We start from the raw sequence: 13,595 nt of genomic DNA, 5'->3' as shown, positions 1-13,595 counted from the left end.
ACCGCAATAACGCAGAGGTTTGGTAGTTCAGTTGGTTAGAATACATGCCTGTCACGCATGGGGTCGCGGGTTCGAGTCCCGTCCAGACCGCAATATTGGGAAAAGCCTTTCTGTTAAGAAAGGCTTTTTTGCCCAAAAACGGTATCTAAGATTAGTTGTGTTGTTTGCTACGACTTTGTAACTCGTAGCTGGTTTAGTAGTTAGACCAATGAAAAGCTTTCCACTTTTGTGGATGGCTTTTTTGATTTAGGACACTTTTGATTTAACCGCAAAGAGCGCTAAGATTTACGCAAAGTCCGCAAAGTTTTTTTTAAGCTTTGCGGACTTTTTGTTTTTACTTATGTTTTTTAACCGCAAAGGTCACAAAGGTTTTACTTTATACTATGTTGAGAAAACACAAAGTTTACAAAGTTGGTTCAATACACAGCTTTGTGAACTTTGTGTTTTTAAGACCAATCATACATGAAAACTTTGCGCACTTTGCGGTTAAATTCGACTTTTTAGCTTTTTATATCTGGAATTTGGTCCCGAAGCGTCGGGATTTAGGTTTGGAATTTATTTAAAATCAGTTCGTTAAAAAAATTTCAATTTTTATTCGCAAAAACCCTTGCAGAATCCAACTTCTGTTGTATTTTTGCACTCACAATAACGCAGTTGGTTTGGTAGTTCAGTTGGTTAGAATACATGCCTGTCACGCATGGGGTCGCGGGTTCGAGTCCCGTCCAGACCGCAATATTGGAAGAAGCCTTTCTTAACGGAAAGGCTTTTTTATTTTTTATGCTTAATTGCAAAGAGCGCTAAGATTTACGCAAAGTTCGCAAAGTTTTATTTAAGCTTTGCGAACTTTGCGTTTTTACCTTGCGGGCTTTGCGGTTAAATATTTACAATCCAACCTGGGAATTTTGAATTTAAATTTTATTTCTTCTTATATTTAATATTATAAAACCGTCGTATTAGGCTTCAATGGAACAATTCAATAATAAAATTGAGAAGTATTACATTAAAAAAGTTGATGCTGATAAAAAGAGTATTTATTGTCATCATGATTTAATGGGAGAATTGTTTGTTACCACACACAAACATGATAAAGCACAATTACTGTATGCCGAAGGCGATGTTGTTTTTGTGACTACTGAAACCAAAACTTATTTTTTACCTGCTCGACATTTGATATGGCTTCCGGCTGGAGTTGAACACAGTATCCATCCCAAGTCTGAGAATGTAATGATGCGTAATCTATACTTTCCGGTAGAAAAAGACGAAGATGCTTTTTATCAAAACGAAGGTATTTATCCGGTGAATAATTTACTGCTTCAAATGATGCTTTTCACCAATCAATGGAATGGCGATTTAAAGAAAGGTTCTCCAAATTTTGTGATTGCAAAAGCCATTAAAGCTATTCTTCCGCAAATATGTCTGAGTAATTTACCTTTAGAATTGCCACAGCCGAAAGATGTGCGTTTAAGTAAGATCTTGCGTCATGTTGAAAATAATCTAGGAGAAACAATTCTGTTTTCGGAGGTTGCGCATGAATTTGGTTATAGCGAACGCTCTTTGTATCGCTTATTCCAGAAAGATCTCGGAATGTCATTTATTCAATATTATACTATTCGTAGAATTCTAAAAGCGATTGAGCTTCTGCTTGACAGAAAACTTTCGGTCAAAGAAGTGGCGCAGGAAGTAGGCTATAGTAGTGTACCGACATTTAGTAATACATTCTTCAAAATCCTCGGTCAACGTCCTTCCGATTATTTGAATGGAGAGAATGTCTTGAGAAAAAAATAGAAAATATTTCACGCAGATTTGGCAGATCAGCGCAGATTTATTTAAAAAGTATTTATCTAAATCTGCGCTAAACTTTCCTAAGAAATAAAATTATCTGCGTATATCTGCCTAAATCCTTTTATCTCGATAGCTATCGGGAGCGTGAAACCTTCAAAGCATGGTATTTTTTTTAATGTTTTGTTTATCAGTATTTTAATATAACGTTTTCGGGAAATGCGATTTTAACATTTGTCCGAAATGAATATGTTATTGACTTTTTAGAATTATCAGTCACCAAAAAAATGCAGGAACTTTGCAGTATCAAAATATTTATACATTCATGTTCCTTAAAATAACAAATTCTACAGAAGATTGTTTTCTCAAAATCGTGTTGCTATTTTTAATTGTATTGACATTTAATAGTCTACAAGCGCAGGAAATTCATTCGGTTTCTTTGAACGAAGCGGTGAAACTGGCTAAAGAAAACAATAAAAAAATCCTTAGATCTCAATTAGAGACTACGCTCTCTGAGCAAAACATCAAAGAAAGAAAAGAACTCCGTTTGCCGGAAATCGAATTGAACGGTGAGTATTCCAGAATTACCAATATTACGGAATTCAAAGGAAATGGTTTCCTGAATGGTAAAGAAGTAACAAAGGCGATTCCTGAAATCTATCAGGTAAATTCCACTTTTAAAATGCCAATTTATGCAGGAAATAAGATCAATAACGCCATCAAAATTGCCAATCAGGAAAATGAAATTGCCAAAATAAAAACAGAAAAGACCGAGAATGATATCGAGCTCGAAGTAGTGGCAAATTATCTGGCGATTTATAAAATGATGGAACTTCAGAAGATTTTTGAAGAAAACATCAAAGAAGAAAAAAGCCGATTAAAAGAAGTTCAGTCGCTGCAAAAACACGGAACGGTTACCAAAAACGAAGTTATCAGAGCGGAATTGCAGCTTTCGGACCGTGAATTGAATTCGCTGACAAATTCTAAAAATATAAAAATCGCATTACACGATTTAAAGACTTTGATTCAGCTTCCTGAAAACGAAGAAATGGCGATTGATACTACGGCAAATATCGATGAAATGAATGGTCTTGATCCGTATGATTTTTATCTAAACAAAGCTTTTCAGAACGAAGAAATGCGAATCGCAAGCCAGGAATTAAATATCAAAAAAACAGAATTGAAGTTGGTGAAAGCAAATTATTTGCCAACGGTAAACTTCTTTGGGAATTATGGTTTTTATTATCCAAATTACAAATTTTTTCCGCCAAATCCATACTTATATACTTTAGGGCAAATAGGTATAGAAGCGCATTTTGATATTTCGGCTTTGTATAAAAATAAGGTAAAAGTGCAACAAGCTACGACACAAATCGAATGGCAAAAAATGCAGTCTGAAATTACAAAAGATGAAATTCAGGACAAGCTTTTTAAAGAACATACCCAATATCAGGAAATCCTTGAAAAATTTGTGGTTGTTGATAAAGCTTTGGATTTGGCCAATGAAAATTACCGAATCGTAAAATTAAAATACCTTAACCAATTGGTTTTAATAACTGAAATGGTTGATGCCGACAATGCTTTATTACAGGCGAAATACAATAAGATTTCTACCCGATTGGACGCGATTCTTAAACATTATGAATTGTTGCACACCGCGGGGATTATGCCGGAAAGTTAGATGTTAGAGAAAAGATGTTAGAGAAAAGATGTTAGAAGAAAGATGCTAGAAGAAAGATGCTAGAAGAAAGATGCTAGAAGCAAGATGTTGGCGGAAGATGCTAGAAGCAAGATTTTGGCGGAAGATTTTGGATTTTGGAAGCAAGAGAATAGAAAATAGAAATAAAGAATATAAAATAATATGGTTAAGATAAAAAATGAAACTAGAAGAAACAGAACGTTTCATGTATTAATAACAATTATTGCTTGCGTATTGGTGGCAAGCGGAATCATTTTAGGAATTTGGTTTTATATGTTCAATAGCAATCACGAAGAAACCAATGACGCTCAGGTCGAACAATATGTAATGCCTATTATGTCGCGTATTACGGGTTATGTGCAGGAAGTTCGTTTTGAAGAAAATCAGTTTGTGAATAAAGGCGATACTTTGGTTGTGATTGATAATAGAGAATACAAATCAAAATTGAATGTGGCTCTTGCCGATGTTCAAAGTGCGAAACAAAGCAGCGTTGTTGCCGAAAAAAATGTGGCGACAACAGCAAGTACAACCACAATTGGCGAGTCGCAATTAGCGGCGGCAAAAACCAATCTTTGGAAAACAAAACTAGAATACGAGCGTTATCAGGCTTTGGTAAAAGACGAAGCTGCAACATCGCAACAATTAGAGAAAGTACGAGCAGATTACGAATCGGCGCAAGCACATTTTCAGGAAATGCGAGATCGAATTCAATCTTCAAATTTAAGTACGTCTCAGGCTCAGGCAAATGTTCCTACCATGCAAACTAATATTGCGTCGAAACAAGCTGTTGCCGATAATGCGGCATTGTTTCTTTCGTACACTATAATTACTGCGCCTTATGACGGTTGGGTTGGCAAGAGAACTTTGCAACCGGGACAAATGGTTAAGGAAGGACAATCATTGCTTTCTATAGTAAGTAAAGAAAAATGGATTACAGCCAATTTCAAAGAAACGCAATTGCAGTATTTAACCGTTGGTCAGGAAGTTCGCATTCAGGCCGATGCTTTGAGTGGTAAAGAATTTACGGGAATCATTACTTCATTATCTCCTGCAAGTGGCGCGAGATTTTCGTTATTGCCTCCGGATAATGCAACAGGAAACTTTGTGAAAATCGAACAAAGAATTCCGGTTAGAATTCAATTGAAAGAAACCAATAAACAAGCTGACTTTTTAAGAGCCGGAATGAATATCACGGTTATTGCTGAGCATAATTAAAATGGAAGATAAAAGTATTTTTAAATCCTGGGTTCCAAAATGGGCAATCATTATTATTTTGTTTGTCTGTCTCTTGCATTCCATGATTTTATTGGGAGTTTATACTTCAAACGTAACCTATGCAGCAAGTTTTCTGGACATTGAGCCGGAAGATTTGCAGTTTGCAATGTGTGTTACATACGGAACTTTGCTGGCCACGATTTTGATTGAAAGTAGATTTTCGAGTTTTTTTCCTGCCAAGAATTATTTGATGGCGGTTTATTCCATTATTGGGATTACGATAATTTCATCTGCATATATTACCAATTTTTATGTCTTTTTATTGCTGCGTGTTGCCGAAGGAATTTTAATGGCGCTTCCGGTAATTACGATCAGACAATTGTTGATCGAGCAATTTAATTCTAAAAACGCCATCATAATTGGTTTCTCCTTTTATTACGGATCATTGTTATTGTCAACGCCTTTTATTATGAATATCGCCGTTTGGTTTCTGGATCATTACGATTGGAAATACATGTTGTATGTTTCGGGCGGACTTCAGGTTCTGAATGTCTTTTTGATTCTCGTTACTTTCCGCGGACATAGAATCACAAAGAAAATTCCGTTGTATCAAATCGACTGGATCAGTTATATTTTGGTTTTAACGGCGATTCTTTGCGGTGCTTACTTTTTTGTTTATGCCGAAAAAAAGTATTGGTTTGAGTCTTCTCAAATGGTTTTAATGTTAATGATTGCGCTTATTACGGGAGGTTTATTCATCTTTAAAGAGCTTTTGGTAAAAAGACCAACTTTTAATTTTGAAGTTTTTAAATACGCCAATCTCCGAATTGGGTTTTTATTGTTCTTCCTTTTTTACATCAGTAGAGCCACGCTAAGTCTTTGTCATTCGGCAATGTATTCGATCTGGAATTGGGATCCGTCCCGAGTTGCGGGCGTACAATACATAAACGGACTAGGAAATGTAATTGGATTAATTTTAGCCGCTTATTTTCTGATGAAATCTGTTTCTACCAAAATCATTTTTATAATAGGTTTTTCGCTAATTGCGTTATTCCACTTTTGGTTTACGTTTCTTTTTGTGCCAGATGTCGCTTTATCAGATATTATCATTCCGTATGTTTTGCAAGGTATTGGCGTTGGGTTTTTATTTGTTCCGTTAATATTATTCACCACATCATCGGTTCCGGCAAAAATGGCGGTTTCTTCGGGAATTGTTGGCGTTTCAGGACGTTTCTGGGGAAGCACAATTGGATTTTGTGTAATGCAGAACGCAATGGCATTCCTGAATAAAAAACACTTCTTAAAGTTGAGTCAGTTTGTAACCGGAGATAATCCACAAGCTCAGGAAACGATCGCGAAAACCGCTCAAAGTTTTGCCGCAAAAGGATATTCGCTTGACGAATCAAATACATTAGCGCTCAAAAAAGTTTTTAGCACCGTTGCCAAACAATCGACTTTACTGGCCGATATGGAGATTTATACTATTGTAGGTTATGGTCTTGTGGTTTTAATTATTCTTATTGCTTGTAATCAGCATTTAAGACAAACAATGACGTTGGTTAAGAGCAAGATTTGGATAGGGTAAAATGTTTTTTTGTTTCAGGTTTCAGGTTCAAAGTTGTTCGCATTTTTTGTCATCCTGAGCGAAGTCGAAGGACACGCAAGAAACTCCGCAACGAAAACCCAATCTTTGTCGGGTTTAATCTCGCAATCCCGATAGCTATCGGGAGCAAAGGCGCAAAGTTTTTTTTAAACCACAGATTAGAAGATTTAAAGGATTTTTTTCACGCAGATTCTACAGATTTTAGCAGATTTATTTTTGATTATAATAATATCTGCGTTTATCTGCTTAAATCTTTTTAAAATCTGCGTGAAACAAAAAACTTTGCGTCTTTGCGAGATTTAAAAATAAATCTTAGCAAATCTCTGCGAGAAACCTCTGTGCAACTCTGCGGAAAAACTTATCTTGCAACCGTTAAAAAAACAAAATATACAATGAAGCAGCAATGTGTTATTTTTGATATGGATGGCGTGATTTCTCACACGAATCCGCATCATGTAAAGGCTTTCGAGGCATTTTTCGATAAATATCAAATTCCTTATACCAACGAAGAATTTGAAGAACATATGTACGGAAAACATAATAGTTATATTATGACGCATTTCTTCAAGCGCCCAATTGCGGGAGACGAACTTATAAAACTCGAAGATGAAAAAGAAGCCATGTTTCGGGAGATTTATAAAGACAAAGTCGATACGATTCCGCATTATTTGGAATTTTTAAGCGAATTGAAATCTCGAGGTTTTAAAACTGCTGTTGCAACTTCGGCACCGCGCGCCAATCTTGATTTGATTATAAGCGCCTTAAAAATCGCTGACAAAATGGATTCTATGATGTCAAGCGAAGACGTAACGTTTCATAAACCAAATCCCGAAGTGTATCTGGAATCTGCCAAACGTGTTGGCGTTTCTCCGTCTGATTGTGTAGTTTTCGAAGATTCTTTCTCGGGAGTTACAGCGGGACTAAATGCCGGAATGAAAGTTGTTGGCGTTTTGAGTACGCATACAAAAGAGTATTTGCCACCATGTAGTTTTTATATCAACGATTACAGCGAAATTAATGTTGATAAGATTCTGGAATTATTAAAGGTGTAATGAAATTCCAATTTTATATCCCGAGGCTTCGGGACCAAATTCCGAACTATACGAGAGACCTTTGTCAAAATTTTAAACTTTGACAAAGTTTTTTTTTACGCACAGTTCATTTCGAGCGAAGGGAGAAATCTTCGCGAGAAGCTCGACAAAGATTGGATTCTCGTTGCGGAGTTACTCGCGAAGATTTCTCCCTTCGCTCGAAATGACAAACTTGGTGGATTTACTCTTCTTCCCAAAAGATTTTTTGATTATGCTCAACTAGATATAAACAAGTTTTTCCTTCTTCATCTAGTGCTTTTTTCAAGTCAAAAACATAAGATCCTTTAGATTCTTTGTTTCTTTCTGTTCCGCAATCGCTCCAATTGAGTTCATGTATTTTTTTGTCCTTTATGGATCCACTAATTTGTTCGTATGGGATTCCGCTATCAAAAAGAAATTCTTTATAATTTATATATTCTGTTGAACCACCATTTTTCAAATGACCAATTAAAGTTCCTGCAACAACCAATGAATCAATATTTTCTCCAGTTTTGTTGTAGAATTTTACATGTAGATTTTTGAAATTCAGGTAAAATGCAAAACCGATTATTATCAAAATAATAAAGATTATGATTTCTGTTTTTCTTTGTTTTGATAATTGCATCCCTTTTATGAAGATTTGTTAAGAAATAAAATGAGTATAATATGAATTACTTCTTGCTTTAATTGGAGGTTTTTTTTATGTTTTCTAAGAAGTTCTATTGATAAGGGTTTTGTAAGTTTAAATAAGGATTTCCATTTTTATCAGAGTCGATTTGTATGTCGTAAATAATTTCTCCCTCAGTTACCATTTTCCTTCCTGAGGCACACCAGCTCCCATTGATATGGTGTAATTTCTTTTTGTTTATAATAGCAGTTATTTTCTCTCTCGGGAAGCCGCTATCAAACAGTAAGCCTTTAAAATTTATAAATTCAGTTGAGCTATCTTTTTTAATTTGTCCAATATAGGTGTCGCCAACAACCAATGAATCAATGTCTTCTCCGGTTTTATTGTAAAATTTTATATGTAAGTTTTTAAGATTTAAAAAAACGGTTAAGAAAATTATAGCCGCTAATGCAATAATGGATAGTTCTATTTTTTGAGACTTTGACATTTGCACTTTTATTAAAAGGTTTTGCTAGAAGGTAAATTTATAAATTATTGGCTTTCATTTTACATAGAATCACTTAGCATAACAAATGTAAGTGCTAAGCTTACAAGTAGAAAAGGAGCAACACTTAATAGGAACCATAGCGTTTTTGAAAGAGGCTTTGTTTTTAAATCTCTAATAACTAGAATAGAATTGGCGAAAGAAAAAACAACAAGAAAAATACATAAAATTAAAGTGCTAAAACTACCGTATTCATATATCCATCGAAATTCGTCAGAAAATCTAAATCTCTCAATAAAACGTTTTGTTAAACAGCTCAAAATAAACAAAACAGGAATTGCTATTGCTAGTTTTTGTGTTAGATTAAGATTGTAATATTTTTTTAATATACTGTTTTGCATCACTTTATTTTGCGGAGAATTATCTGTTTTTAACTTTTAAAAACACTTCATTTCTAAACCAATTTTCATCTTCTCGAGTTTCAAAAATTCGTTTTGGAAAAAATAAAGATTGACTTTTTGAAATATATAAAAGGTAAAGATCTTTTAGTTCGAAAGCTTTTATAAAATTCTGTGCACCATATGTACTCTCAGATGTTTCTCCTGAGTGTGAAATAATTTTATCGATGAAAATTTCATGTTGCGTTTCGCTGAAAAATATCTCGTTCTCTTTTGAATTTGCAAATCTCCAATATTGAAATAATGTAAGTAGCGGATATATGAAGCCAAATATAATTACAAAAATATCAGAAGAATCTTTGTTATCCTTAAAAAGAATTGCAACAGAAAGCATAAGCATAAATGCATAAAGCCACCATTTCTTTTTTAATAAAATTCTAATAATGAATGATAAATATTCTTTTTTGGTAAGTTGAAATTTTTTGGTTTTAATCATTGAAGGTTAGTGGAAATTGAATTTAAGGTTTTTTATTTTAAAGGAAAATCAAACAATTCTTTAGGTTCAACATCTAAAGCATTTGCAATTTTTACAAGAGTTTTTACGGTTGTATTTATTTCAGCTCTTTCTATTCTGCCAACTTGATTTTGGGTAATACCGCAGTCGTCACCCAAGTCTTGTTGCGACATGCCTTTCTTTTCACGTAATTGTCTAATGTGAATCCCAAGGTTTGCAATAAAAGTTTCTTCTGAAATATTCATATTTCAAAAGTGATAAGATTTATTTTTCAATTACACCCATGTATGGGTGTAATTTACTATATTTACTAAATCTAAAAAATAAGACAATGGCTACAGAAAGTTTTTCAAAAGAAACCGAAACCAGATTAATAGATTTTTTTTCAAACAAGATAGATCCTAAAGATCTGGCAAAAACAATCCGAAATCTTAATTATGTAATTGCTTTGGGAGTAATGAGAAAAGATGAAACTCTTAAATTACAAATTACCAAAATAGAAGAGGGTTTTTATTGGCTAAATGAATTGGCAGAAATTTTACATCCTTATTTGGAGGTTGAATAAAAGAAGTTTTTGTAAAGTTTGTCATTTCGATCGAAGGGAGAAATCACACAAGCAATTCGACAAAGATTGGGGACATTCTGTACGGAGTTTCTATTGTGATTTCTCCCTTCGATCGAAATGACAATATTGGGGTTACGTTGCGTTTCAAGGGATTGATAACGAAGCTTCGGGACCTAGCTACAAAATAAATCATTCCTTCGGAATTTTATAAAGAGTTCCGGAGGAACGGAACATATTGTAGGGATGGATTTCAATCCGTCATTCGCAAAGAATTTGACAAAAATTAATGACATTCTATGCGGAGTTTCTATTGTGATTTCTCCCTTCGGTCGAAATGACAAATATTCGGGCTATTTTGTGATTTCGGCGAAAGCCAAAATTATCATTCCCCTAAACAATTGATTAAATAAAATTACTCTTTTACGGAAAGTCGTAAAATGAATGATTTTCACGGGATTACATTTGGGTATTATTAATTAAGAAAAAAAAATGAAAAAATTATTATTAGCAGTTGTTTTGGTTTTTGGTTTTAATCTTCACGCACAAATAGTGAGACATTCTGAAGATAGCAAACCTGATGAAGTGATTTCTGTAAACATGGGGACTACGGAAATGCGTAAGTATGGAGAAATTTATAGCTTAAATATGCCAGACGGAACTTCTAAAAGTGATGTAAGATGGAGTTATATATTGAAAAAATCAGAAATGATAGAGATTTACAATGAGGTGTTTAAAACAATGAATAGTGTTGAATACAAAAAAGGAGAAAGCTTTGATTATAAAAATTCGAAAGGTGATATAGTAACAATTCGTTATGATAAAATGATGGGAACTAAAAGCATTCAGTTTATAACAATGCAAAGCGGATCGGTGGAGCATATTGGTGGTCCGCTTACTTTAAAAAATTTACAAAAGTTATTTAGTATAGATAATGTACAAAAAGTGAACTAAAACTTTAGGCCCGATACAAAAAAATGTAATCGGGTTTTTTATTGTCCTCTTTTTTAAACTGCTTTTGTTATTTGAAAAGGATTTAATCACATGAAACTAAAATGAACTTAAATCACTTATATGGTTCAAATACTGGTAAAATTCGGCGAAAGCCATAAAACAAAAAAGCTTCTGATTTCTCAGAAGCTTTTTTCAGTGCGGATAATAGGACTCGAACCTACACGCCTTGCGGCACCAGATCCTAAGTCTGGCATGTCTACCAATTTCACCATATCCGCTCAATTGTGGGTGCAAAGATAAACATAACTTCTATATTTCAAAGCATTTTTTGAAAAAAAATATTAATTCTCTTTTTTGTATTTTTGAATTTCTATAAAAATTATTTCAATGGAAAATATTAAGTCCTACGTTCAACAACATAAAGATCGCTTTATCAATGAGTTGATCGAATTATTAAAAATTCCGTCGGTAAGTGCCGACACTGCATATTCGCAAGATGTTATCGATACTGCCGAGGCAGTAAAGGAAAGTTTATCAAAAGCAGGCTGCGATTTAGTCGAAATTTGTGATACTCCGGGGTATCCAATTATATATGGAGAGAAAATAATCGACCCAAATTTACCAACAGTTCTTGTTTACGGACATTATGATGTTCAACCACCAGATCCAATCGAATTATGGACATCGCCACCATTCGAACCCGTAATTAAAAAGACCGAAATTCACCCAGAAGGCGCAATCTTTGCTCGTGGCGCTTGCGACGACAAAGGGCAAATGTACATGCACGTAAAAGCGCTTGAGCTTATGGTGCAAACCAATACTTTGCCTTGTAATGTAAAATTCATGATTGAAGGCGAAGAAGAAGTAGGTTCTGCAAGTTTGGCTTGGTTTGTAGAACGCAATCAGGAAAAACTGAAAAACGACGTAATTCTAATTTCAGATACCGGAATGATCTCGAACCAACAACCATCGATCACGACAGGTTTACGTGGTTTGAGTTATGTTGAGGTTGAGGTTACAGGTCCAAACCGCGATTTGCACTCCGGTTTATACGGTGGAGCAGTGGCAAACCCAATCAATGTTTTGGCAAAAATGATCGCTTCAATGCATGACGAAGACAATCATATTACTATTCCTGGTTTTTATGATAAAGTACAGGAATTATCTCTTGAAGAAAGAGCCGAAATGGCAAAAGCGCCTTTCAGCCTTGAAAAATATAAAAAAGCCTTAGACCTAAACGATATTTACGGCGAAAAAGGATATGTAACCAATGAACGCAACTCAATTCGCCCAACATTAGACGTAAACGGAATCTGGGGCGGATATCAAGGCGAAGGTGCAAAAACCGTTATTGCGAGCAAGGCATTTGCGAAAATCTCCATGCGTTTGGTTCCAAATCAGGATTGGCATGAAATCACAGAACTTTTTACGAAACATTTTCTAAGTATTGCACCGGCTGGAGTTACCGTAAAAGTAACACCACATCACGGCGGGCAAGGTTATGTTACGCCAATTGACAGTATTGAGTATAAGGCAGCAAACAAAGCCTATACAGAAACTTTTGGAGTTCCGGCAATTCCGGTTCGTTCAGGCGGAAGTATTCCAATTGTAGCTTTGTTCGAAAAAGAACTAAAAAGCAAAACCATTTTAATGGGCTTCGGTTTAGATTCTGATGCAATTCACTCACCAAATGAGCATTTCGGAATTTTCAATTACTTAAAAGGAATCGAAACTATTCCGTTGTTTTACAAATATTTTGTAGAATTAAGTAAGTAATATTTTGCCACCAAGGCGCTAAGGCACAAAGTTTTTGAGGTTTAGATTTTTGTTAAAGTTTTAAACTTTAACAAAGATAAAGTCGAGAAATACAATTCAAAATCCGTTCAGAAATGAGCGGATTTTTTTTATGGGCGTTATCCGCCGCGGCGGACGGGCTTTCGGCTATATTCCCGATTAACAAAAACTACGGCAAAAATGCCTTGTTTTTCTAAATCCGGAGATACCGCCTCAATTCTTAACGCGGAAGAGAGGTGCAAAGAGACAAAGGAGCAGAGGTTCAAAGGTTTTTTGCATTAAAATTGAATAGCCCTTAGTTTTAACCAGGGAATTTTTAGAGAAAAGAAATGGGCTTTAGCCGAATTTTTTTGCAACTTTTTCTTTCATGTTAAGTAAAAATCTTACGTTTGTAATATAACTTCCAGATCGTACTTATGAAAAAACTTTTTTTAATCTTGTTTTGCGGAATATTGCTTTTGAGTTGTAAAAGCAAACTGGTTAATCAGAAAATTGATCATAAAAAAGAGGGTAAGTGGGTTGACGATTATACAGATGACGGAATGAATATCAAATCGTATGAATACTACAAACACGACAAACCTGTCAAAAAATGGAAAACCTACAACAGCGGGAAAATTTACAAAACAGAAAAATATAAAAACGGGATTTGTATCGTAAAATATTATTTCGAGAACGGAAAATTACAATCAAAAGGAAAGACTAAAGTTGAAATTGATTCGATTGAAACCCATTGGTTTTATTTTGGATCGTGGAAATTTTATTCGGATAAAGGAAAATTAACCGAAGTCAGACAGTACGATAATGGTAAATTAATTTCGGAAAAAGATTTCTGACAGATAAAAAAAATCCGCTTCTGGATTCCAGAAGCGGATAAATAAAAAACTAAAAAAAA

13 protein-coding genes and 3 tRNA genes are annotated in these 13,595 nt (G+C 34.5%); 11 read left to right on the top strand and 5 right to left on the bottom strand.

The window, feature by feature from the left end:
• Positions 1-16: 16 nt before the first annotated feature.
• The 7 genes from CHB81_RS00615 to CHB81_RS00585 all read left to right on the top strand — a co-directional run bounded on the left by CHB81_RS00615 (position 17) and on the right by CHB81_RS00585 (position 7,348).
• Positions 17-90 (top strand) — tRNA-Asp (locus CHB81_RS00615).
• A gap of 566 nt (positions 91-656) precedes the next feature.
• A tRNA-Asp gene (locus tag CHB81_RS00610) sits at positions 657-730 on the top strand.
• A 233-nt stretch (positions 731-963) separates the two neighbouring features.
• Positions 964-1,785 carry an AraC family transcriptional regulator gene (locus tag CHB81_RS00605; protein WP_089349954.1) on the top strand — a complete coding sequence of 274 codons (822 nt, stop codon included), beginning with the start codon at positions 964-966 and terminating at the stop codon, positions 1,783-1,785.
• Between the two features lie 367 nt (positions 1,786-2,152).
• Positions 2,153-3,460, top strand: a complete 1,308-nt coding sequence (locus CHB81_RS00600; protein ID WP_254920908.1) for a TolC family protein — start codon at positions 2,153-2,155, stop codon at positions 3,458-3,460.
• Positions 3,461-3,640: 180 nt separating this feature from the next.
• Positions 3,641-4,693, top strand: a complete 1,053-nt coding sequence (locus CHB81_RS00595; RefSeq protein ID WP_089349952.1) for an HlyD family secretion protein — start codon at positions 3,641-3,643, stop codon at positions 4,691-4,693.
• Position 4,694: 1 nt separating this feature from the next.
• On the top strand, positions 4,695-6,278 hold the full coding sequence (locus CHB81_RS00590; protein WP_089349951.1) for an MFS transporter: 1,584 nt from the start codon (positions 4,695-4,697) through the stop codon (positions 6,276-6,278).
• A gap of 410 nt (positions 6,279-6,688) precedes the next feature.
• Positions 6,689-7,348, top strand: a complete 660-nt coding sequence (locus CHB81_RS00585) for an HAD family phosphatase (RefSeq protein WP_089350262.1) — start codon at positions 6,689-6,691, stop codon at positions 7,346-7,348.
• 220 nt (positions 7,349-7,568) lie between these two features.
• On the opposite strand, the gene CHB81_RS00580 is transcribed toward CHB81_RS00585, so the two are convergent.
• From CHB81_RS00580 to CHB81_RS00560, 4 genes are all read right to left on the bottom strand, one after another.
• A complete protein-coding gene (locus CHB81_RS00580; RefSeq protein WP_089349950.1) occupies positions 7,569-7,991 on the bottom strand; it encodes a hypothetical protein in 423 nt (140 codons plus the stop codon).
• A 94-nt stretch (positions 7,992-8,085) separates the two neighbouring features.
• Positions 8,086-8,481 carry a hypothetical protein gene (locus CHB81_RS00575; RefSeq protein ID WP_089349949.1) on the bottom strand — a complete coding sequence of 132 codons (396 nt, stop codon included), beginning with the start codon at positions 8,479-8,481 and terminating at the stop codon, positions 8,086-8,088.
• Between the two features lie 417 nt (positions 8,482-8,898).
• Positions 8,899-9,372 (bottom strand): YcxB family protein, encoded by a 474-nt coding sequence (locus CHB81_RS00565; RefSeq protein ID WP_089349947.1) that lies wholly within the window; start codon positions 9,370-9,372, stop codon positions 8,899-8,901.
• Positions 9,373-9,404: 32 nt separating this feature from the next.
• Positions 9,405-9,635, bottom strand: coding sequence for a helix-turn-helix domain-containing protein (locus CHB81_RS00560; protein ID WP_089349946.1), 231 nt, complete (start codon positions 9,633-9,635; stop codon positions 9,405-9,407).
• 86 nt (positions 9,636-9,721) lie between these two features.
• Between CHB81_RS00560 and CHB81_RS00555 the strand changes: the two genes are divergently transcribed.
• Positions 9,722-9,955: a hypothetical protein gene (locus CHB81_RS00555; protein WP_089349945.1), complete on the top strand. Its 234-nt coding sequence runs from the start codon at positions 9,722-9,724 to the stop codon at positions 9,953-9,955.
• A 489-nt stretch (positions 9,956-10,444) separates the two neighbouring features.
• Positions 10,445-10,906: a hypothetical protein gene (locus tag CHB81_RS00550; protein WP_089349944.1), complete on the top strand. Its 462-nt coding sequence runs from the start codon at positions 10,445-10,447 to the stop codon at positions 10,904-10,906.
• Positions 10,907-11,102: 196 nt separating this feature from the next.
• On the opposite strand, the gene CHB81_RS00545 is transcribed toward CHB81_RS00550, so the two are convergent.
• Positions 11,103-11,184, bottom strand: a tRNA-Leu gene (locus CHB81_RS00545).
• 109 nt (positions 11,185-11,293) lie between these two features.
• Here CHB81_RS00545 and CHB81_RS00540 point away from each other — a divergent pair.
• Positions 11,294-12,682 carry a dipeptidase gene (locus tag CHB81_RS00540; RefSeq protein WP_089349943.1) on the top strand — a complete coding sequence of 463 codons (1,389 nt, stop codon included), beginning with the start codon at positions 11,294-11,296 and terminating at the stop codon, positions 12,680-12,682.
• A gap of 434 nt (positions 12,683-13,116) precedes the next feature.
• Complete coding sequence (locus tag CHB81_RS00535; protein WP_089349942.1) at positions 13,117-13,536, top strand: hypothetical protein; 420 nt, start codon at positions 13,117-13,119, stop codon at positions 13,534-13,536.
• Positions 13,537-13,595 lie beyond the last annotated feature (59 nt).

The sequence above is a fragment of the Flavobacterium sp. ov086 genome, assembly GCF_900187965.1.
GTDB lineage: Bacteria > Bacteroidota > Bacteroidia > Flavobacteriales > Flavobacteriaceae > Flavobacterium.
Note: the sequence above shows the minus strand (reverse complement) of the source record. Positions and strands in the feature narration are given on the sequence as shown.

What these genes read in the sequence shown, in the direction of transcription:
- CHB81_RS00560 (WP_089349946.1), bottom strand. Translation starts at nt 9,635, where the DNA reads ATGAATATTTCAGAAGAAACTTTTATTGCAAACCTTGGGATTCACATT.
- CHB81_RS00575 (WP_089349949.1), bottom strand. Translation starts at nt 8,481, where the DNA reads ATGTCAAAGTCTCAAAAAATAGAACTATCCATTATTGCATTAGCGGCT.
- CHB81_RS00535 (WP_089349942.1), top strand. Translation starts at nt 13,117, where the DNA reads ATGAAAAAACTTTTTTTAATCTTGTTTTGCGGAATATTGCTTTTGAGT.
- CHB81_RS00595 (WP_089349952.1), top strand. Translation starts at nt 3,641, where the DNA reads ATGGTTAAGATAAAAAATGAAACTAGAAGAAACAGAACGTTTCATGTA.
- CHB81_RS00585 (WP_089350262.1), top strand. Translation starts at nt 6,689, where the DNA reads ATGAAGCAGCAATGTGTTATTTTTGATATGGATGGCGTGATTTCTCAC.
- CHB81_RS00565 (WP_089349947.1), bottom strand. Translation starts at nt 9,372, where the DNA reads ATGATTAAAACCAAAAAATTTCAACTTACCAAAAAAGAATATTTATCA.
- CHB81_RS00540 (WP_089349943.1), top strand. Translation starts at nt 11,294, where the DNA reads ATGGAAAATATTAAGTCCTACGTTCAACAACATAAAGATCGCTTTATC.
- CHB81_RS00555 (WP_089349945.1), top strand. Translation starts at nt 9,722, where the DNA reads ATGGCTACAGAAAGTTTTTCAAAAGAAACCGAAACCAGATTAATAGAT.
- CHB81_RS00580 (WP_089349950.1), bottom strand. Translation starts at nt 7,991, where the DNA reads ATGCAATTATCAAAACAAAGAAAAACAGAAATCATAATCTTTATTATT.
- CHB81_RS00590 (WP_089349951.1), top strand. Translation starts at nt 4,695, where the DNA reads ATGGAAGATAAAAGTATTTTTAAATCCTGGGTTCCAAAATGGGCAATC.
- CHB81_RS00605 (WP_089349954.1), top strand. Translation starts at nt 964, where the DNA reads ATGGAACAATTCAATAATAAAATTGAGAAGTATTACATTAAAAAAGTT.
- CHB81_RS00550 (WP_089349944.1), top strand. Translation starts at nt 10,445, where the DNA reads ATGAAAAAATTATTATTAGCAGTTGTTTTGGTTTTTGGTTTTAATCTT.